The organism is Paenibacillus sp. USHLN196, assembly GCF_037144955.1.
GTDB classification, from domain to species: Bacteria; Bacillota; Bacilli; order Paenibacillales; family Paenibacillaceae; genus Paenibacillus; species Paenibacillus xylanexedens_C.
This window is the reverse complement of the sequence record NZ_JBBCYH010000008.1, coordinates 192,417-215,180: the sequence shown is the minus strand read 5'-3', so window position 1 is coordinate 215,180 and position 22,764 is coordinate 192,417. Positions and strand designations below refer to the sequence as shown.

Genomic DNA, 22,764 nt, shown 5'->3' with positions numbered 1-22,764 from the left:
CATGCCTGTTTGATTAGTGTGGAAAATCGAGAGTGTTTCTATCCTGAAATTGAACGTAAGAATACTGGTTATTCTCTTCCACTCGAAAGAGCATCAAGCTTCGAACACCTGGTACTCCATTCTAGTGTGATTCCACGGTTTCAATCTCAGTTTGAACTGTGCGAGTTACTGCAAAAGAGTCATAGCTGCTCTCCAAATGGATGTGCTTGCCCTCAAGTGAAGAACGCTGGAATGAATGCATAGCTTCAAGTACGTGATAAGCAAGCTTGCCACTGGCTTTGTGTTCGCGTCCGGCACGAATGGATTCGACCATTTCGGTTACGCCGATGCCTCGTTCGTTTTGTCCGCTTTCGAAGACTGGTTTGATCGTTTCCCAAGTGTCTTGACCGTATCTGCGAACCTTCACTTCCCCGTTAAAATAATTGGGGTCCGGTACACTAAGCGTACCTTCTGTACCATAGATTTCAATACGTGGCAGATCCGAAGCTCCGCGAATATCGAAACTGGTAATCATTGTTGCAATGGCCCCTTCTGCAAAATCGATGGTTCCTGCCAAGTGGGTCGGCGTCTGTACTTGCAGCGATGTACCTTCCTTCGGTCCAGAGCCAATCTTGCGATCCGCAATCTGTATTCCAGCCGAGGCACTGATTCTGCGTATTGGTCCAAGCAGTGTTATCAGCGCGGTCAAGTAGTAAGGTCCCATATCAAACATCGGTCCACCACCTGCGACATAAAAGAATTCCGGATTAGGATGCCAAGCTTCTGGTCCTCCGCCCATGAAGAATGAAGTCGCTGCAATCGGCTTGCCAATCAGTCCATCCTCAATGGCTTTACGAGCGGTTTGAATTCCTGAGCCAAGGAAAGTATCTGGTGCAGAACCAACATACAATCCTTTTTCCTCAGCAAGCTCAACAACCTTGCGACCATCCTCAAGCGAAATCGCCAGCGGCTTCTCGGCATACACATGTTTGCCTGCTTCGAGTGCAGCCAGATCGGTCATGGCATGACTGCCTGGAACCGTAAGGTTCAGCACAAGTTCAATTTCGTTATTTTGCAGCAACTCATCTACATTGTAAACGTTTGCGATATTAAATTCATCTGCCCGTTCCTGAGCGCGTTCACGAATCAAATCCGCAACAGCCACGACTTCAATGACCGGGTTGTTTTTGAGATTTTCCAGGTAGATGGCACTGATGTTACCGCACCCGATGATGCCTGCTTTCATTTTCTCCACTGTGACGTTCATCTCCTTACGCATGGTGAAAATCCGCGTTTGAATGGTTGAGATACATATGTTTTGTTGGATGTTTCCTGTTCCTTAAATCTAATACTATGGTATTCCGTTTCCGCTTCAATTAAAATGAATAATATGATTGAAACATGAACTATCTGGTCATAATTTTCAAATTGCAAGGAGTATGCCCATGTCGACAGATCAATCCTGCCAAGTTCTTACAGCAGGCTTCTCATTTCATCGTAAACCTTACACTATGGTGCAGCCTGAAGGGGTGAAGAACTACCTTTTAAGACTGCAAACAGACGGACGTTGCCGTGCACGTATTGACGGGGACATGTCCCTGGTAGATGCGGGTGATTTGCTTCTTTTTGACCCTGACGAGCCCTATGAGCTTAGAATAGACAATGAAATTAATCCGATGGGAGAACGGCTGGTGGAGAGTGGAGACTATCACATCTTCTTTAATGGTTCCTGGGTAGATGAGTGGTGGAAACGTCATAAACGACCGACCCGAATCAAAGTCGAACTGACGGAAAGTCTGTTAGTCCTGTTTAGACAACTTGTGCTGGAACAGCGCCGCATCTCCAATCCTTACCCTGAAATTTCAAGTTATTATATGCGAATCTTATGTCTCGAAGTGGATCGTCTGCTCTCGGAGCATCCGACGGTAACCAACACCAATTATGTCGCTTATGAGATCAAGAACTACATTGAAGAAAACGCTTCCTCTTTGTTCAAGTTGGATGATGTGGCAACACATATTGGCATCAGTGTCTCAAGGGGTGTTCATCTCTTTAAAGAAGCGTTTGGCAAAAGCATCATGCAATACACGCTCGACGTACGACTGAACATGGCGAGGGAACGGATTATTTTCAGTCCAATGACCCTGGAGCAAGTGTCTGAGTCTTCCGGCTTTAACAACTACACCTATTTCCATCGGGTATTCCGTTCCCGGTTCGGCATGTCCCCGAAGGAATTCCGCGTTATTCACCGGGAACAGATGTAATCATATTTAGTATACGTAAGGTGAACTTATTTGCGCGCGGCTATAGCCTCGGATACAACCATCGCCAGATCTTCATTGCCAAACATGGACAACACACCAAGTACTGTATCATCCGGGATTTCACCGGCTTCCTCCTTGGATACAATCAGCTTCTGCACCTGCTGCAAACGCTCGTTGCTTTGCTGATTCGGGTAGGCTTGCCGGTACATCTCTTCCGGGTCCAATCCATGATTGACACACCACTGGGCAAAGACCAGGATCATCATCTCTTCTTCCTGTTTATAGGTTTCAATGACAGCTTCCTCGATCTGTTTATTACGATCTTTTTCATATTCATCCATAATGTGTATTCCTCCGTATGTGTGTATTCTGCAACTATTTGCGAATCAATTGTTCAGCCAGTTCATGGCTGTCCATGACATGACTTGCACTGATCAGGCAATCATCCGGTGTATCCAGACACGCCAGGAAATGATCGACGGCGCCGCTAAAACCTCTGCGTGCTAACACGGTATCCCAGCTCCCGAAGGTTTCTTTCGTTTCGAGACTCCCCTGTTCCAAGTAGCTGATTGTGTCCATGTTCACGACTTCGACAGATCGTCCACCACCATGCAGTTCCACTTTCTCCAGATCTGCCCCAGCTTCACGAACCATATCGAATCGACCGTAGGCTGTTCTGCCCAGCTTGGCCGTTCCGGTCGCATGCAGCAGTCTGTCCAGGTCATTCTTCCGAATCCATTGATGAAGCAGCTCCACATTGTGATCCGAGTACCACATCATTAGATCCAGTATATGAATGAGATCATCATAGATGGTTTCTGCCGCAGGACGATCTTGAATGCCTGTGCGATGTTTAGTCACTGTAAGGGACTCGAAGCCTTTTCCACCTTGCATCCATTCTTTCGCTTTTTGGTACATCGGTGCGAATCTGCGATTGAAGCCCACTGCCAGTAAAAGACCTTGTGCCTCGGCAAAAGCCGTCATCTCTTCCGATTCCCGAAGCGTATAGGATAACGGCTTATCTACATAAACGGCCAATCCCTGTTCCAAACATTGCATGACAATGTCAAAGTGCGCTTCCGTTGCTGTATGTACAAACACCGCATCCAGTTCCCAGGACAACAGTTCTTTCAAATCCGTTGTTCCCCGTTCTAATCTATACGCCTCCTGAACGGCTTTGACCGGCTCTGGAGAGCGGTTCATAATCCCCACTATTTCCACGTTCGGATGAGCAGTCAACAGCGGCAAATACACTTTGCGTGCAATACCTCCGAGGCCGATAATTGCAATTCGTTTACGTTGGGTTGTTTCCATGATGATCATTCCACCTTCAGTTCGGTTCTATATTTCCACGTCCTATAGTGTAACCCTTCGGACACCAACTTGCCAGTGATTGCAGCAGACTTCAACACGAATTGTTCAGACAATGAGCGAACGTGGTAAACTTAAGAGGAACAGCAGTACAGATCGGGACACGACTAGACCTGCCTGATCTGAAAGGAGCGTTTGGAATTTTGCGAAAATGGTTATGGCTCCTGTTGTATGTTTTACTTGCAGGAGTCACGTTTATTTACAGATATGAACTGCTGGCCTGGACCGATCTCCATCAGTCCATCCCGCTTTTACTCGCCATGGCAACATTGTTTGCTCTTGTGCCTGTAATTCCTTATAAGTTTGTTATTATTGCCTTTGGTTACAGTTACGGTACCACCACAGCAGCCTGGATATGCTGGCTTGGCACATCACTTGCTGCCATGCTCGTCTATGGCGGAGCAAGAACCATCTTCAGGCATCAGGCGAGATCGTACCTCGAACGAATTCGGGGTTTGAACCGTTTTACAACATGGATGGAAGCACATCCGTTCATGGGAGTCATGTCATTGCGGTTGCTTCCGGTCGTGCCTCAAATGGCCGTTAATATCTACGCAGGTATAACGTATACGCCATTCTGGGTCTTCATGGTCGCTACGGCCATTGGCAAAATGCCAGCGATTTTTGTTTTTGCCTATGCAGGTGCACAGGCTGAAAGCTCCATCTGGATGAGCCTGGGAATTCTTGCAGGATATCTGGTGCTTATGGCCATTGTATTGCTCTTATTTCGCTTTCGCTCACGCAACAAAGTCTGAATACGGATTTCAAAAGCTATTCAGATCCAGCTTGTTTTCAATGCGGCTTGGTTGGCTAGCCAATTCAGGATATAATAGAAGAGCAAGCCAATTGCTTGGGTTAGGCTTCAATAAAAACGGTAGATTGCTGGAGCTCGAACACGAGCACTAAATCTTCATCAGAAATGGAGTGACTATAGCATGGAACAACATTCAAGTGAGTTAGCAACTTTTGCAGGCGGATGCTTCTGGTGTATGGTATCCCCCTTTGAAGAACTGCCCGGTATTCATAAGATCGTATCGGGTTATACAGGAGGACATACCGAGAATCCAACATATGAAGAGGTCTGCTCGGAGACAACGGGACATGTAGAGGCTGTACAAATTACGTTCGACCCTGCCATCTTCCCTTATAAGAAACTGGTTGAACTGTTCTGGCAGCAGATTGATCCTACGGATACAGGCGGGCAATTCCATGACCGCGGATCTTCCTATCAGACGGCCATCTTCTATCATAGCGAAGAGCAGCGCCAGATTGCGGAAACTTCCAAAGCGGAGCTGGGACAAAGTGGACGTTTTGATAAACCGATCTTCACACCCATTTTGCCAGCAAAACCGTTCTATGAAGCGGAAGAACATCACCAAAATTATCACCGGAAGAACCCTGCCCATTACAAACGCTACAGCAAAGGTTCTGGACGCGTAGATTTCATCGAACGCAACTGGTCTGGCAATGTGGACAGAGACGGGCTGAAAGAGCGTCTGACGCCGCTGCAATATGAAGTTACGCAAAACAGCGCAACAGAGCCTGCATTCCATAACGAATTCTGGGATCACCACGGTGAAGGCATCTATGTGGACATCGTATCGGGCGAGCCATTGTTCAGTTCTACTGACAAATACGATTCCGGCTGCGGCTGGCCTAGCTTCACACGTCCATTACGTGACTACAACGTGAAGGAAAAAACCGATCTTAGCCACTTCATGATTCGTACCGAAGTGAGAAGTCGTGAGGGCGATTCCCATCTGGGCCACCTGTTCAACGATGGTCCTGCCGAAGCAGGTGGAATGCGTTATTGCATCAACTCTGCGGCACTTCGTTTTGTACCCAAAGAAGACATGCAAAAAGAAGGATACGGCGAGTACACCGTCCTTTTTCAATAAAATAAGATCTAACACCAGAGTAGCGGTTAATCCTGCTGCTCTTTTTATATCAGCATTTTGCATATTTCTAAATAAAAATGTAGAGTCCCCATAGTCAAAGACTCACGTTACAGGGACCCTACTTGAGCATGCTTTTTGTTATTTATAGAGATTGAATTAAGGTGCAAAATGATAATGCTTTAACTTGCTCAACCGATAAGCTTACGCTCTCGTCATGCATGATACTCGCTCAGTACACGGGCGATCTGCTCCGTGATTCGATTATACTGCTGATGAATGAAGAAGTGGTCACCCGGATAGACACTTAGCGTACAACTCCCTTTCGTTACTTGGTTCCATGCATGCATGTGTTCCATGGGAATCAGGTCATCAGCCCCCGCAAGAACAGTTATATCTGTATTTAATGGCGCTCTGGACGCGGCCCACTCGTAGCTCTCAACGATCTGCAGATCTGATCTGAGCAGGGGAACGAAGATCTCCGCTAATTCTTTATTCTCGAATACTTCTGGTGACATGCCGCCAAGTTGAAGCATTTCCTGTATAAACTTATCGTGAGGCAATGCATGTATCGCTTTTTTATGATTGGTTATATGTGGAGCCTTTCTCGCAGCCACAAAAAGATGCGCTGGATCTCTGCCCTGTTTATCCTTGATGTAATGAGCCAGTTCATAAGCAATAAGACTTCCCATGCTATATCCAAATAGAACAATCTTCTCCTCGAACAAGTGGGACGGAATAGATAAATAGGCATCCTCCACAGCCTGTTCCATGGATGTGTACAGAGGTTCGTTCATTCTTCGACCTCTTCCGGACAATTCAACCAGATGTAACTGAATATGAGAAGGGAGGTAATTACGCCAGCGATAATACACCATGGATGAACCCCCAGCATAAGGAAAGCAGATGAGATGTATGCAATTCATGAACTTCCTCCAATTTCCTAGTCTACAGCCTGATGAGCAACTTCCGGATTCAATGTGTTCACGGGAGCAGTCTGCTCATTGCGAAATTGAATTCTCATACCTGGAAGGATACTCAAGATCATCACGGTAACCGAGATGATATAGACGATAAATAAGGATGTGTTATTCATGAGTACACCTGCCATGGAAGATCCGATAAGCATCGCCCCCATGAATAATGGTGTAATGGTACCATTGACTCTCCCAATCAAGTGCTCATCAATCCGGGTAACTAAGTACGTGGAGATAATGACGTTGATAAAAGCCAGACTGATGGAGCTCAGGAAACTTATCACAAGAGTCAGCCAGAACCAACTGGATAATACTTCACCCATCGTGGTTACTGCCAGACACAGCACCCCTACCATTAGAGTCAACGTTTGATTCAACTTGCCACTCAAAGCAGCAGCGATTCCCCCACCGATCAACAGACCTAATCCAGATACACCAGACAGGAACTGTAATGACGTCTGCTCAAGTCCCAAACGTTCGGTGATCAGAAATATTTCAAGTGGGCTGATAAGACCTGAAGAGAGTCCTACACAGACGAATACCAAACTAAGCATTTTTAATGAACGGGATTGCCCGACATATTGCCACCCCTCCTTGATATCCGCCAGTAATGAGGTGTCCGTTTCTCGCTGGACGGAATCCTTCGGCAAAAAAGTAAGAAGAATAGCGGAGGTCATGAACAGAATAAGTAATGCATACATCGAAGTTTGAATCCCCATAACGGTATATATGAAAGTTCCGACGATAGGCCCGAGAATTAAGAAAAGAGATTGACCACTCTGTGTAATGGCAATTGCAGACTGCACATGCTCTTCCTCTACATTTCGCTTCACAATTTTCACGGATGATGGCTGTGAAAACTGACTAACGATAGAGGATACAAAAGTGGCGACATATAAAATCTGCCAATAACCAGAAGACAAGACGGCAATAATCATTACGATGGATAATGCACTGAGCATGTCGCCCAGTATCATGGTACGTTTGGGATTCCAGCGATCAGCAAGTGCACCGCCAATGATGGAGAAAACAAAAATCGGAGCGTACTCAAGGACCGTTATAAGCGAGACCGCTATGGGGTTGCCTTGGGTTTGATCCATCACATAATAGAGGATCGCCATATTCCGTATCCATATAGCCAGATTTTGCAGTAGATCAGACCCCGTGACGATAAGAAAAGCTTTGTTCCTGAACAATGTGCTCATTCTCCATCTCCCTTTAAACCGACTGTCCGGTTTATTAATTTTCAAAAGAAAAACTGATTATACATCAGCTTTTCATTGTTGAAGTTGTTGGATGCCCACTAGCATGCTGGCAATACCTTTTTTGTAGAGTCGTCTGATATCGGTCAGATCCTTCTCATAATAAAGTGTGCTTAATCCGTTAAAAAGACCGTTAATAATGTGCATTAAGTCTTGTGGATCTTCCGGTTTCAATTCGCCATCCTCAATCCCTTTCGAGATGATCCGCTCATAAGTCATATAAGGAATTCGGATCAGGGAAAGCATCTCATCCAGCATCTCTTGACTGACCACCTGACCTGAGACAAACTCGTTAATCGAATGATTGAGCGGATTCGCCAAATCGTCAACATAATGATCTGCAAGACCATACAATTTATCTACGGAAGTCTCGTACTGATGTTCCTTTTCCAGCCATGAATCCATCCACTCTTCGTTATTGAGTTTGATGAGATACATGAAGAGTTCTTCCTTACTTTTGAAATGATAATATATACTGCCTTTACTTCGATTGTTAATTGTACATATGTCCTCCATAGAGGTTGCACTATATCCCTTTTGGGCAAATAACTCTTTGGTATTACGAGCGATATCTTTCTTGATCTGAGCAACATCTTTTCTCCGTTTGACTTCGATTGAAGACCCCTCCATCAAAAGACTGACCATTCAGTCTAATAGTATCACACCCAAATTTTTCCGTCAATGTACTTTATGTATGTACCCTCTTACATATCTCATATTTTCCTGAGATTTGCAAGAGGGTACATTATGAAAACTTAGATTATTATCAATTTATTTATTTTTATCTTCATCTTCTTCTTTGAAAGCGTCGCTTAATTCCTGTCTAATCGTCTCAGGCAGTTTCTCTGTTTCTTCCACCAATTCATTGATCTCTTCGGGTACTTCCTCGTCCCTTACAACTCCGAATTTGAAAAATTTGCTCATGTTTTTCTCCTCCTATGAATGGTTTATATTAGTGTATCACAGAATCTTTCCAATGGTTCATCTGATTCAGATGATCAATAAGAATATGAGGCTCCTCCACAATATGTTCGAATAACCTCAGATACTGATTGGTAAACTGCTCCATATCCTCCCGGGTGAAACTTGCCACCCGATAGTCAAAGTGGATACTGAAATGTTCTCCAACTTTCTGAGCTGTAACATAGATCTCATACTCACTGAACTTCCATTCATACTTGAATGGAGTAATCTGAATTTCAGAAGTGTCTACAGAGCGCTGAGCAAAATTGTTGAGGTTAAACATGGTATCAAACAGCAAATCCCCATCGGGTGCAGAAGAGAAACCTGCATCTTCAATCATTTTTTCAAATGGATAATCCTGATGATCAAATGCATCTATTTGGTTAGCCTGGAGCTTAAGAAGATATTGGTGATACGTATCACCTGTTGTTATTATATTTCGCAAGGGAATTGAATTAATAAACAAACCAACCGTGTCCTGCAATTCAGGTCTTCTTCTGCCAAATGCATACGTTCCTACAATCAGGTCCGTTCTCTCCGTCTTCTGATGCAACGTAAGCAGATATACCGAAAATAAAATAGCGTAGTCCGTTAAGCTTGAATCATGGAGCTTTTCTCTAAGTTGTACGAGATGGCTTGCAGGTAGCTTCACAACTATCTGATCTCCCACATAAGAAGTGAGGTCCTTGTCCCTTACACGTTCGCTATTTACCGTAAAAGGTTGGTAGCCGCGAAGTACTTCCTTCCAGAAGATTTGGGATTCTGCATATCCTCCCCGATCAAGCCTGTCTTTTTGCCAAACAGCATAATCTTTATATTGTAACTGGACAAGCGGAAGCGTTATCCCCTGATAGAGCTGAATCAACTCGTGCATCAGAATGCCTACGGATGTACCATCCGATATGGCGTGATGCATATCCATCAGAAGCACATGATCCTCTTCTCCCATATGGAGAAGTTTCGCACGAAGAAGTGGTGGCCGTGCTGCATTGAACGGTTGAATAAAAGATTCCATGATACGTATTCTGTCAGACTCTGCCTCAACGTTCTCTTGAATCAGGTCAAAAGGAGTCCTTTGGTGAATACGCTGAACCACTTGTCCTCCCTCGTTGTGCAATGAGGTACGCAGAGCTTCATGGCGTTCAATTAGAGCCCTAAAACTATTCTCCAGCCGCTTCGCCTGAAGTCTTCCCTTGATATGGAATGCCATTGGCATATTCCAATGATTATTGTCCTCGCTTGCTTCGTAACCGTAAGCTTGATAAGGCGTTGCAGGATAGGTGCTCTGTTCAAGTGCAGGCTGAATAGGCTCATATTCATCATGATAAAGGGCTGCTCCTTGCTGCTGGATATAAGCGGCCAACAACTTTATCGTCGGATACTTAAATACATCCTGCAGATCTATCCGGATATGAAGCTGCTCTTGGATAAGTGTATTTAACATCATGGCTTTCAGTGAATGTCCACCGTGTTCAAAGAAATGATCCTCTGTACCTGCACGTTCGATGCCAAGTACCTCTGCCCAGATCAATGCCAAATCCTGTTCAAGCGCATTTTGGGGGGCACAATAGCCACTCGTCAGTTGATTGACTGGCTCTGGCAGGGCTCTTCGATCTATTTTTCCATTGGAGTTGCGCGGCAGATTATTCAGAAACTCAAATCTAGACGGGATCATATACTGTGGAAGCATTGAACTTAACTCTTGCCTGATATGAGCCAGTTGTTCCTGTGCAGCCTGTTCTTCCCATTGCAGTACAACATAGGCCACAAGATAGGAATGGCCTTGTTCATCCCGTTTGGGAACAACTACAGCCTCCCTCACTTCAGGTAGGGATATCAAGTGATCCTCGATTTCGGGAAGTTCAATGCGATTGCCACGAATTTTGACTTGCTGATCCAGGCGATCCAAATATTCCAGATTTCCATCAGGCAACCATCTGACCAAATCGCCAGTGCGATAAATGATCTCTCCAGGTGTAATAACACTTTCAATGAATCGTTCTGATGTCTGCGCAGGCTGATTGAGATATCCCAAGGCCAGGCCATCTCCACCAACATAGAGTTCCCCTGGAACACCAATCGGCTGTCTTTGTCCCCAACGGTTAAGCACGAAGACTTTGGTATTGTGAACCGGACGCCCAATAGGTACATTCCGTCTATCTCTCAGCGTTTCATCCACAGTATAGGTTGCAGCAAACACGGTCGTCTCTGTAGGTCCGTATCCGTTAGCCAATCGGTGTGGACCCAGATAATCCAGAGCCTTTAGAACATGACTTCGGGAGGCTGCTTCGCCGCCAAAAAACAGTTTGCGAACATGTGTCAGACTGGTCACATCATAATCCACAAGGGTATTGAACAGTGCAGCCGTCATAAAAGCAGAGGAAATCCGCTCTTCTTTCAGCGTTCTGGCAAGTTCAGCTGTGTGTACAACGTCCTCCCTGGGAATCAGCACCAGAACAGCCCCATTAAGCAATGCGCCAAATATTTCATAGGTTGATCCATCGAATGCATAGTTGGACAACTGCAAAACCCGATCTTCCGGCCCCATATCCATGAACCCATTATTCACACTTGTTCTCATGATATTCCGATGCGTAGTGACGACTCCTTTGGGTGCACCAGTCGATCCAGATGTGTACATGACATAGGCAGGTGAATCAGCCGTCCACGTTTGAACCCGGTCAGATACAACCTCTTCCTTGGCCACTTCACCCCATAAGCGTTCGTCTAGCAATATCGTTTGACCCTGAAAATCAGGTACGCCCAGATTAACTTCAGATATCAATAGTTGGGCTTGGCTATCTCTCAGCATGTAGGCTAACCTGTCTTCCGGGAAAGTCGGATCAAGCGGTACATATACAGCTCCCACCTTCAAAATACCCATAATGGATACGATCATGCCTATGGAGCGATTAGCCAGTAATCCTACCACTCCACCCGAGGCGATTCCCTTCAGTCGGAGTATCTCCGCAAGCTGATTGGCCCTCATCTCCAACTCTCCATAGGTTATCTCCTCCGTACCCATCACAACGGATGGACGATCCCCATATTGCAGCACTTGCTTTTCAAACCTCTGTGATATCGTTTCTTCCCTCGGGTAATCTACGATCTCTCCTTCGAGACTTGCCAGGTGCAGCCTTTCCTCCGGAGTACACATCTCAATCTTCATGATTTGCTCATAAGGGCGGATCACCATTTGCTGCAAAATATGTTCATAATGATGCATCATGCGCTCAATCGTTTCCGAAGAGAACAGATTTTCATTATATTCAACGGTTAGGCTCAGGCCTCCAGCGTGCTCAACACTTCCCCATGTCATATCGAACTTGGGCTCACTCGATCCAGAAGGCATCTGACGTATGGAGATCGAACTCGCTTCAGGTGATGAGTGCTCCATGTTCTGCAACACAAACATCGTATCAAATAGCGGATGGCGGTTCAGTTCTCTAGGCAATGCCAGCTGTTCAATTAACTCCTCAAGAGCATACATCCCATGTTCGTAGCCCTGCAGCAACTGGGTGTGAACCTGTTGAATGTATCTCTCTACTTCGATCTCTCCCTCGGGCCTCAATCTCAATGCCAAAGTATTCACGAACATGCCAACGACGGATGCAGTATCTGCATGTTCCCGCCCGGCTGTAGGTACACCGATGATGATATCCTCCTGTCCGGCATATTTGGACAACAGGATGGAATAGCCCGCCATCATTACCGTATACAACGTTGTTTTATTCTCTTCTGCCTGCATCTGCAGCTGTTCAGTCAGCTCTGCTCCAAGCTGCATCTCTACTCGTGCCCCAGTAGCTCTATCCGTTCTGCCATAGGAATTGTCATAAGGAAGATTCAGCACCGAGAGTTCACCTTGGAATTGATTCAGCCAGTATTCCCCACTGCTTCGATAGCTTTCCGCGTTCTTCTGTTCCTGTTCCCAGACAGCATATTCCTTGTACTGAACAGGAAGCGGCTCAAACTTTTGTTGTTCATACAACCGAAATAGTTCACTGAAGATAATACCGGTCGATGTACCATCAGAAACAATATGGTGAGTATCCACAACCAGAATATGCTTATTTGCTGAAGTACTTAACAAGCCTGCACGAATAAGCGACTTGTGATCTCTGAGATTGAAGGGGCGAATGAACGAATGAACGTACGTCTTTGTATCAGCTGTAGCTGTTTCCTTCCGTTCAGCTAATGCACGCTCCATCCTCCACTCCAAGTCTGCTGCAGGCCATATACGCTGTCTGAGATCCCCTTGAACAAGTTCAAAAGACGTACGCAAAGATTCATGTCTATGGATCAGGGAGATAAAAGCTTCCTCGAATCGCTCAGCAGAAAGTTCACCTTCAATTTCAAATATCATTGGCATATTGTAGCTGATACTCTGCTGATCCATATGCTGAAGGAAAAATAGCCTCTTCTGAGCCGACGAAGCAGGATAGGTATCCTGAACCGTCACAGGTTGCAGCGATGCATAACGATGGGTCCCTCTAGCTTTTTGAATAAACTTGGACTGATCCAGCACGGAAGTGTAGGTAAACACATCCTGTACCGTCAACTTTACATCAAAAGCTTTATGGATCTGGGCAATAAGAGACATAGCCTTGAGAGAATGTCCTCCCAGTTCAAAGAAATGGTCGTGAATGCCCACTCTTGATAACCCCAGAACATTGGTCCAAATTTCGGCCAGTTCAGCTTCGAGCGGATTGGTTGGTGCAACATAACTCTCGGTTAACAGGGGCTGTGGATTCGGAAGCATTCTCTTATCCACTTTGCCATTACTGGTGAGCGGAAAAGAGTCAAGCAAGGTGTATGTTGAAGGCACCATATAATCTGGAAGATCGTGAAGCAACTGTTCCCGAATAATACCCGCCAGCCTAGGCTCAGATGTCGAATGAGGAACGATATATGCTGAGAGAAAGGAGTGCCCTTGCTCATCTCGTCCAGATGTTACCATCGCCTCTTTAACCTCCGGCAATACAAGAAGCCTGCTTTCGACCTCTGTCAGCTCCACTCGATTGCCACGAATTTTGACCTGCTGATCCAAACGATCCAGGAATTCCAAGTTTCCATCAGGTAACCACTTCACCAAATCTCCTGTACGATAGAGTCTTGTTCCTGACTTCAGCGGATTCTTACCAAATCGCTCTTCCGTCAATGCTGGTTGATTCAAATAACCCAGTGCCAGTCCTTCTCCTCCGATATAGAGTTCTCCGGGTACCCCAATTGGCTGTCTCTTTCCCCACGGATTAAGCACATATACCTGTGTATTGTGAACTGGGCAGCCTATAGGCACATTGCTTCTGTCCCGCATACTCTCGTCCACAGAGAATGTTGTTGCAAAAACAGTCGTTTCCGTTGGGCCGTAACAATTAATAATGCGATGGGGACCAAGATAATCCAGTGCCTTCAGGACATGTTTTCTGGAACCGGGCTCCCCACCAAAAAACAGTCTTCGCACATGTTTCAGACAACTCAAGTCGAAATCTACCAGCGTATTAAACAGAGCCGTCGTCATGAAGACAGTAGTAATTCGCTGTTCATCCAATGTACGGGCCAGTTCTGTAATATGCAGCATGTCCTCTCTGGAAATCAAGATAAGCGCGGAACCATTCAGCAAAGCTCCGAAAATGTCATAAGTCGATCCGTCAAAAGCATAATTGGACAACTGCAGCACCCGATCCGTAGGCATCATGTCAATGAACCCATTCCGGATACTGGTTTTCATAATGTTACGATGTGTGGTTACGACTCCTTTTGGTTTCCCGGTTGAACCCGATGTATACATTACATAAGCTGCATGATCCGGTTGGAATTTTTGATCCGACTCGAACTCGTCATTAAAAGGTCCACTCCAGCACTGTTCATTTAACACCATCGTTTTCCCAGAAAAGCCGTGAACTGCTCGACCTTGTTCAGCAATGAGCAATTGTGCCTGGCTATCTTCAAGCATGAAGGCCATGCGCTCTTGTGGAAAACCCGGATCAAGTGGAACGTATGTGGCTCCGGATTTTAGAATGCCGAGAATGGACACGATCATTCCCATAGAACGATCCGTTAACAATCCGACTCTGTCTCCCGGACGAACCCCTTCCTGTTTTAACGTTTCAGCCATCCGTTTAACATTCATACCCAGCTCACTATAGGTCATGCTCAGGGAGCCCATGATCAACGCAGGACGATCTCCGTGCTGTCTCACTTGTTTTTCAAACCGCACTGGTATTGTTTCTTCTCTTGGATAATCAACAACTTGTCCTTCAATCTTCTCAAAGTACAGGCTTTCCTCCAATGTACACAATTCAATATCGTTGAGACTCAGATTGGGATCGTTGACCATCTGTTCAAGAATGTGCGCATAATGGGAAGACACTTGTTGGATCCTGGCATGGGAAAATAAGTCGGTATTATATTCAATCGTCATGGAGATGTCTTCTTTCAACTCATGTCCAGCCCAAGTCATCTCAAACTTGGATCGTCCTGTTGTTGTCTCCATCTGATCAATATTTAGCTGATCCGCCTTTAACTGAGCCATGTTCATGTTCTGTAGTACAAATAACGTTTCAAACAGGGGATGACGACTCGGCTCCCTGACCATTTGCAGATGATCCAGTAGTTCTTCAAGTGGGTACAGCGCATGATTAGAGCAATCCAGTACACGTTGCTTCAATGAAGCCATGTACCCTGCAACCGTAAGTTCCGGCTTGATTTCGCTGCGCAAAGGCAACGTTTTAACAAACATCCCCACCATGGAAGCCGTTTCGACATGATCTCTGCCTGCGATCGGTGTACCCACAATGATATCTTCCTGTCCGCTATATTTGGATAGCAGAATGTAATATGCGGCTAACAGCGGTACATACAAGGTTGTATCCTGGCTCGCCGCGAGATCGGTCAGGCGCTTGGCAAGAACGTCACCCAGCAGGAATGTATGCTGCGCTCCTTCATAGCGTTGTACTCGTGGACGCACATTCTCCAGAGGGAAGTCCAATATCGGCAGCTCTCCCTCATACAGTCGATGCCAATAATCACGAGCAGCACTGTAGGCTTCCGTTGATCGCTGTAGCTGCTCATAGGCAGCGTAATCTTTATACTGTTTTTGCAGAAGCGGCAGCTCTTCATCTTCATATATTCTGAATAACTCGTCATACATAATCGCTGTTGATATCCCATCCGAAACGATATGGTGAACATCCAGCAATAATAGATGCTGCGTATCCGATTGCTTGCGGACATAAGCTCTAAACAAGCTTGGAGCTGACAAATCAAAAGGAAAAATACATGATGTAACCCATGACGCCTCGTCATGATCTATAGACCCGTATTGTGATGTGCCATTATTTACTTCTGTTATAGCAAGTTTCCAGTCCAGTTCGTCCAGCGCGTGTACCTGTTGCCTAACCTCATCATCTTCCACCAAGAAAGAGGTTCGTAAGGACTCATGGCGCTCAATCAACTGAAGCAGAGCGTTTTCGAGTCGTTCAATATTCAGATGACCTTCGATTCGTAATACCATGGGCATATTATAACTGGTACCCATATTTTCATTTTGCTGAATGATATACAATCTTCTCTGAGCAGAAGTCACATTATAACTTGTATCCTGTTTCACAGTAGGAAGGGAGACATGCCTGTGAAGCTTGTCGTTCCCCTGGATAAGCATTGCCTGCTCCCGAATGGTAGGATGGCTGAAGATATCCTGAAGGCTTAGCTTTACATCAAACTTCTGGTGTATTTTGGCTACCATGGTCATCGCTTTAAGCGAGTGTCCTCCAAGATCAAGAAATGATTCCAACATGCCCGGAAAATCCTTCCCGAGAACTTCGGACCAGATATGCTGCAACTGCTCTTCATACGGGTTCTCAGGCTGTATGACCTCCGCCGTATTCCATTTAGCCGAAGGCTTGGGAAGAGCAGCATGATCCACCTTACCATTGGATGTCATCGGTATGGTGTCCACAATAAGAATAAATGCAGGAATCATATATTCCGGAAGTGACTGTCTCAATTCATCCTTCCACTTAGAAACCAGACCGGAGCTGTCCATTTGCTTCGTAGCAAGAACTTCGGGCACTACATATGCACAAAGAAGGGAACCCTCGCCACGCTCCTCTTTGCGCGCAATTAACACTGCTTCATTCACGGAGGGAATTTCTTTCAATCTGGTTTCAATCTCACCGAGTTCTATCCGGTTGCCCCGAATTTTGATCTGATTGTCCATTCTTGCCAAGTACTCCAGTTGACCATCCTCTCTCCAAACCACTAAATCTCCTGTCCGATATATCGTTTCTCCAGGGACAAATGGATCTGGAACAAAGCGCTCTTCCGTTAAACCGGGCTGGTTCAGATATCCTTTCGATACACCTTCCCCCCCGATGTACAGCTCACCAGGAACCCCTATAGGCTGGAGTTGGTTCCAGCGATTAAGCACATACAGTCGTGTATTGTGTATCGGCCTTCCGATGGGAACCCGAACATGTTGACGCAAACTGTTTTCAACCGAATATGTCGAAGCAAAAACAGTGGTTTCTGTAGGTCCGTACCCATTCACAACACGATGCTCACCCAAGTAATCCAGTGCTTTCAGTACATGTTTAAACGATGCGCTCTCTCCACCAAAGAATAGTTTTCTCACATGCTTGAAGCACGTAACGTCATAGTCGACCATCGTATTGAACAATGTCGTCGTCATAAAGGCCGACGTAATTCGTTGTTCATCCATCGTTCTGGCCAGTTCGGCAGCATCGAGTAACGTATGTTTGGCGATTAATAGGAGTGATGCACCATTTAATAGTGCCCCGAAAATCTCATAGGTTGAGCCATCGAATGCATAATTGGATACTTGAAGTACCCGATCGGCAGGGGATAGTTCACTGAAGCCATTGTGAAGGGCTGTCTTAATAATATTTCGATGACTGGTCATAACCCCTTTGGGCTTACCGGTCGAGCCCGAAGTGTACATCATATACGCTGATGCTTCCGGTGGGATTGCTGGCAACTTCCAATTTCTGATCTGTTGCTTCGTCCTTGCTGCCTCCTGAATTATTGCATCAAGTGACAGATGATGTGTTGTACATCCAGCCATAGTTAATTCATTGGCTGTGATCAGCCAATTGGCCTTGCTGTCTTCCATAATGAAACGCTTGCGTTCTTCGGGAAAGGAAGGATCAATAGGAATATACATAGCACCAGTCTTGAGAATCCCAAAAATAGCTATGATCATGCCCAGAGAACGATCTGTCAACAGACCTGCAACATCTCCTTGCTTCATTCCTTTTTCCATCAGTACGCGTGCAAATTGATCTGTCACTTCGTTGAATTCCCTGTATGTCAAGCTCTGATATTTATCCATGACCGCAATCTGATCAGGAGTTCGGGCAGCCTGCTCCTCAATTGCTGACGAAATACTGGATTGACGTGGATATTCTGCCTGAGTTTCATTGCAAGCAAGCATAGCGGATTGCTCATCGTTCGTTAACAAATGGATTTCCTTCAGCCTCATGAAGCGGGCATCACCCATTTGTACAAGTATGTTTTTGAAGTGATCAATCATCTTCAGAATGGTTGACTTTTTATAGATGGAGGAAGCATACTCCACTGTCCAGTTCAAGCCATGGCGATCCTCTTGGCATCCCCATGTCATATCAAATTTGGCATGATTCCAGTCCCACTCTGCTGCAGTAAATGTAGTCCCCGTCAGTTGGATTGGGTGAATATCCATATTTTGCAGTACAAAAAGGGTATCAAACAACGGATGCCGGCTAAGATCCCTTGACAGTTGAAGATGCCCAAGCAGGTCCTCCAGAGGGAACTCTCCATGCTCTTGCGCCTCAACAAAATTGGACTTCACCCGACCTATGAATTCATCCACTGTGAGTTCACCTGGCACCTGATTACGCAGGGCCAGCGTATTGACGAACATACCCACCATAGGCTGAACATCTTCGTGATATCTTCCGGCTGTGGGTGAACCGACCACAATATCCTCTTCTCCGGTATATTTGGATAACATGATATTATAGGCAGCCAGCAAGACAACATATAGTGTGGTTTTATGCTTAGCAGCAAGACTTTTTAGGCGATCCGTGAGCTCAGATTCAAGTTGAAATGAGATCGAATGCCCCTCATAAGATCGAACGGAAGGCCTGATATAATCAGGTACAATCTCTGTACTCGGGAGTTCACCTTCGAATTGAGCACACCAGTATTTCCGATTATCCTCATATCTCTGACTTGTTCGCTCATTCTGTTCGTATACGGAGTAGTCTTTATAGTGTAGGTTTACGGGTGACAACTCTTCGCCCTCGTATAATCGGGTCAGTTCTTTATAAATGATTCCGGTGGATACACCATCAGATACGATGTGATGAATATCAATGAACAAGAGACTTCGATCGGATGTTACTTCAGCAAGGGCTGCACGGATCAACGGACCGGTTGAAAGATCAAATGGCTGTACAAATGTCTCAAGATGTGAGGCAATCATCGTTTTCTTATCATCAACAGCATCCTTGCCGAGATACACCTCCACTTGTTGTTCTTGCATCTCATAGTTGATTAGACCCCAGCTTAGTTCCGCGGGTTCCAGAATATGTTGCCGCAAGTGTTCACCAGACCAGATGAAACGCGTCCTTAGAACCTCGTGCCGTTGTATAAGCTGTATGAAGGCCTTCTCAAGCTTATCGCGGTTAAGCTTACCTTCAATCTCCAGGACCATCGGCATATTGTAGCTGGTCTCCAATGGAGCCAGCTGTTGTGCAATGTAGACTCTTTTTTGCGATGCGGATACTGGGTACGATTCTTGTACTCCCGCGGCAGGAATAGCCTTATATACACTTTTGCGAGAATTTTCAATGCATACAGACATGTCCCGCAGTACTGCTGCACGGAACACTTCATGCAAGGAAAGTTTTACGTCCATCTCCTTATGTATTTTGGCTACCAGCATCATAGCTTTTAACGAGTGCCCCCCAAGTTCAAAAAAGTGATCCCCGGCACCTGGTTTAATGCCCAATACATCTTCCCAGATCTGAGCCAGCTTCTGTTCGGTATCTCCAGACAGTGGCTGATTTTTGGTTTGACCCATCACCTTTGGAATAGGAAGGTTTTTCCGATCGATTTTGCCATTCGAATTCAGCGGAAATGCACGAAGAATCTGGAATTCAGCAGGAATCATATATTCTGGTAAACGGGCTTTCAACGCCAACTTCCAATCCTGAATTTGCTGATTCTGCTCCACATCAGCATCTGCATATTGAACAGGGATGATATATGCACTTAAGTTGGAACTCCCCTGCGCATCTCGCCATGTTGTAACAAGAACATCTTCCACTCCGGAAAGAGCCCTCATCTTCTCCTGCACCTCTCCCAGCTCAATGCGGTGACCCCTGATTTTGACCTGATGATCCTTACGGTCTACAAACTCCAAATTTCCATCAGGCAGACGTTTAACCAAATCCCCAGTTTTATACATTTTCTCATTCGGAGCATATGGGTTATCCACAAAGCGTTCCAGCATCAATTCTGGAGCATTCAGGTAACTGGCCAACCCTTCACCGCCAATGTATAATTCTCCCGTCACACCAATAGGCATTGGATTACGTTTGGAGTTCATGACATAAGCAGTCGTGTTGTGGATTGGTTTGCCTATGGGTACGAGATCAGGCCGCGTAATCGGATAATATGTCGCATACACCGTCGTTTCTGTTGGCCCATACATGTGCAATAATCGTTCTGGTCCCAAGACAGCAAATGCTTTGTTCAGATGCCTGATTGAAGCTTTCTCACCGCCAAACAGAAGATGTCTTACCTTGCTGAAACAGCTCGGGTTCCAATCTACCATCGTGTTAAATAGCGCAGTTGTCATAAAAGCGACCGTAATCTTTTCCTTGGTGAACATATCGGCAAGCGAAGCTACACTCTGCATCTGTTCTTCAGTAGTCAGTACAAGCGTCGAGCCATTCAACAATGCCCCGTATATATCGAAGGTAGCCCCATCAAAAGCATAATTCGAAATTTGCAGAATCCGATCTTTGGAGTTCAGTTCCACATAACCATTATTTCGCACAGTCTTGATGATATTTTGATGAGTTGCAACCACACCCTTAGGTTTTCCAGTTGAACCTGAAGTATAGATAATGTACGCGGCATCCCGTGGACCCGAAAGGAATTCAATCTCTTGGTGATTGTTCGTGTTAAATGAACGTTCATGCATCATCAACATATCCAAGGTTAAGATATGTCCCTCATAGTTGGGCAATTCTAATTCAGTGAAACGAAGCAGGGATCGTGCACCACTATCGTGAAGCATATGGGTCAATCTTTCGGCCGGAAATGTGGGGTCAAGTGGAATATAGGCAGCGCCAGCCCGAATAATAGCCAACATGCCTGCGATCATCTCCATGGATTTCCGGGCAACCAGACCTACCTTGTCTCCTGGCTTTATGCCATGCCATTGTATAGCTTGGGCCCACTCTTCAATAAGAGCATGGAGTTCTGCATAAGTCCACGTCTGGTAAGCGAATTGAATCGCTGGATGATCAGGATATAACTCTACCTGTCGAATAAATAATTCTGAAATGGACTGGTCCCTCGGATAGTCTGCTGTAGTCTCGTTCCCTTTCGCCAACATATTGTTTTCTTCCGGGGTCAGGATTCGAATATCTGAAACACTTATCTCGGGTTCTTGCGCGATGATTAGACAGGCTTGCTTCAGGTGTACAAACAATCGCTCGATAAAAGAACCCGAATATACCTGCTGGTTATAATTGATCTTGACCCGAATCTCCTCACCTGGACCTATGGAAATGTTCAGATCATAATTGGTATGTTCATAGGCTTCAATGGAAGTAATATCAAATCCCAGTTCGAACTGTTTGGTATCAAACATGCTGGCACTGGACGGGTAGTTTTCATACACCATGATATGATTAAAAAGCTGACCATTCTGACCCGCTTCCGCCTGCACTTCAGCGAGAGACAGATAGCTATACTCCTCGGACAAAATGGCATTTTGGTGTGTCTCTTTCAGTAATTGGGCAAATGACTGTTTCTCATCCGACGTTATTCTTACAGGTACAGCGTTAATGAACAAACCTACAATTTTCTCCACATTCGGTATGGCAGCCGACCTTCCAGACACTACGGTTCCAAAAACCACATCGTCAGAATTGCTGTAGTATTGAAGCACTACTCCCCATAATGTCTGAAAAAGACTGCTCATCGTGACCTGATATTTACGGCTAACATCCATTAATTGATCTGTCAGCCCTTTGCCCAAATTAAACGTAATCTCCTGAATCGACGGTGGTTCCGCTGAATCCGAAGCTATTTCCGCAGGGAAGTCCGCTCCGATCTCATAACCAGCGAGATAATTCTTCCAATAGGTTCTGGCTTCCGTCTCCTGCTGTTCACCCAACCATTTAATATATCGTTTATAGGGAATAACACGATCAAGTTGTGCAGGTGTTCCGTGAATCTCCTGTTTGTAGAGGGAGAACCACTCCTGAAAAATGATACCCAGGCACCATCCATCAATTAGAATATGATGATTGCTCCAGATCAGCGTATATGCCGCCGGGCCGGTTTGGATCATTTGCAAGCGTAGCAGGATATCTTTGGACAAATCAAAAGACCGCTGGCGATCTTCTTCCACTATCTGCCGGATCATCTTCCGTTGCTCGATAGGATCAGGCTCAGTCAATTGAATATATTCCAATTTAACTTTTCTGTTTCGCAACACGATTTGTCTCGGCTTGTTGATTTTGTCGTGAATAAAGATCGTCCGCAGCGTATCATATCTCTCGATAACTTTGTTCATGGAGCGTTCCAATGCCTTAACATCGACGAACCCATCAATCGTAAAAGTCATTTGCTCGAAATATACGTCTCCCTGGTCGTAAAGCGAATGAAACAGCAGTGCTTCTTGCATTGGAGATAATGGATAAATATCAGCAATTTCCGGTTTGTTCATCATCCCTTATGTCCTCCCCTTAAATCTATAGATAGCCGAAGGAGCCCCGGAGATCCCCTGTTCATTCTCAGGAATCTCCGGAAT

At 45.5% G+C, this 22,764-nt stretch carries 11 protein-coding genes; 3 read left to right on the top strand and 8 right to left on the bottom strand.

The window, feature by feature from the left end; genetic code table 11:
* Positions 1 to 121: 121 nt before the first annotated feature.
* Positions 122 to 1,234, bottom strand: a complete 1,113-nt coding sequence (locus tag WFI24_RS20290; RefSeq protein ID WP_336763702.1) for a Gfo/Idh/MocA family protein — start codon at positions 1,232 to 1,234, stop codon at positions 122 to 124.
* 190 nt (positions 1,235 to 1,424) lie between these two features.
* Here WFI24_RS20290 and WFI24_RS20285 point away from each other — a divergent pair, with 190 nt between their 5' ends.
* Positions 1,425 to 2,243, top strand: a complete 819-nt coding sequence (locus tag WFI24_RS20285; protein ID WP_336763700.1) for an AraC family transcriptional regulator — start codon at positions 1,425 to 1,427, stop codon at positions 2,241 to 2,243.
* Between the two features lie 26 nt (positions 2,244 to 2,269).
* On the opposite strand, the gene WFI24_RS20280 is transcribed toward WFI24_RS20285, so the two are convergent.
* Positions 2,270 to 2,584, bottom strand: coding sequence for a hypothetical protein (locus WFI24_RS20280; protein ID WP_336763699.1), 315 nt, complete (start codon positions 2,582 to 2,584; stop codon positions 2,270 to 2,272).
* 34 nt (positions 2,585 to 2,618) lie between these two features.
* Positions 2,619 to 3,557, bottom strand: a complete 939-nt coding sequence (locus WFI24_RS20275) for a Gfo/Idh/MocA family protein (RefSeq protein WP_336763697.1) — start codon at positions 3,555 to 3,557, stop codon at positions 2,619 to 2,621.
* 200 nt (positions 3,558 to 3,757) lie between these two features.
* On the opposite strand from WFI24_RS20275, the gene WFI24_RS20270 reads away from it, so the two are divergent.
* Positions 3,758 to 4,369: a TVP38/TMEM64 family protein gene (locus WFI24_RS20270; protein WP_336763696.1), complete on the top strand. Its 612-nt coding sequence runs from the start codon at positions 3,758 to 3,760 to the stop codon at positions 4,367 to 4,369.
* 180 nt (positions 4,370 to 4,549) lie between these two features.
* The gene (gene msrA, locus WFI24_RS20265; protein WP_336763694.1) at positions 4,550 to 5,512 is read left to right on the top strand and encodes a peptide-methionine (S)-S-oxide reductase MsrA; all 963 of its coding nucleotides are present in this window, start codon (positions 4,550 to 4,552) and stop codon (positions 5,510 to 5,512) included.
* A 212-nt stretch (positions 5,513 to 5,724) separates the two neighbouring features.
* Here the strand turns inward: msrA and WFI24_RS20260 are convergent, their stop codons facing one another.
* The 5 genes from WFI24_RS20260 to WFI24_RS20240 all read right to left on the bottom strand — a co-directional run bounded on the left by WFI24_RS20260 (position 5,725) and on the right by WFI24_RS20240 (position 22,683).
* On the bottom strand, positions 5,725 to 6,435 hold the full coding sequence (locus WFI24_RS20260; RefSeq protein WP_336763692.1) for a thioesterase II family protein: 711 nt from the start codon (positions 6,433 to 6,435) through the stop codon (positions 5,725 to 5,727).
* Positions 6,436 to 6,452: 17 nt separating this feature from the next.
* Positions 6,453 to 7,691, bottom strand: coding sequence for an MFS transporter (locus tag WFI24_RS20255; RefSeq protein WP_336763690.1), 1,239 nt, complete (start codon positions 7,689 to 7,691; stop codon positions 6,453 to 6,455).
* Between the two features lie 72 nt (positions 7,692 to 7,763).
* The gene (locus tag WFI24_RS20250; RefSeq protein ID WP_100527643.1) at positions 7,764 to 8,378 is read right to left on the bottom strand and encodes a TetR/AcrR family transcriptional regulator; all 615 of its coding nucleotides are present in this window, start codon (positions 8,376 to 8,378) and stop codon (positions 7,764 to 7,766) included.
* A 141-nt stretch (positions 8,379 to 8,519) separates the two neighbouring features.
* The gene (locus WFI24_RS20245) at positions 8,520 to 8,672 is read right to left on the bottom strand and encodes a hypothetical protein (protein WP_186327814.1); all 153 of its coding nucleotides are present in this window, start codon (positions 8,670 to 8,672) and stop codon (positions 8,520 to 8,522) included.
* Positions 8,673 to 8,700: 28 nt separating this feature from the next.
* A complete protein-coding gene (locus WFI24_RS20240) occupies positions 8,701 to 22,683 on the bottom strand; it encodes a non-ribosomal peptide synthetase (RefSeq protein ID WP_336763686.1) in 13,983 nt (4,660 codons plus the stop codon).
* Positions 22,684 to 22,764 lie beyond the last annotated feature (81 nt).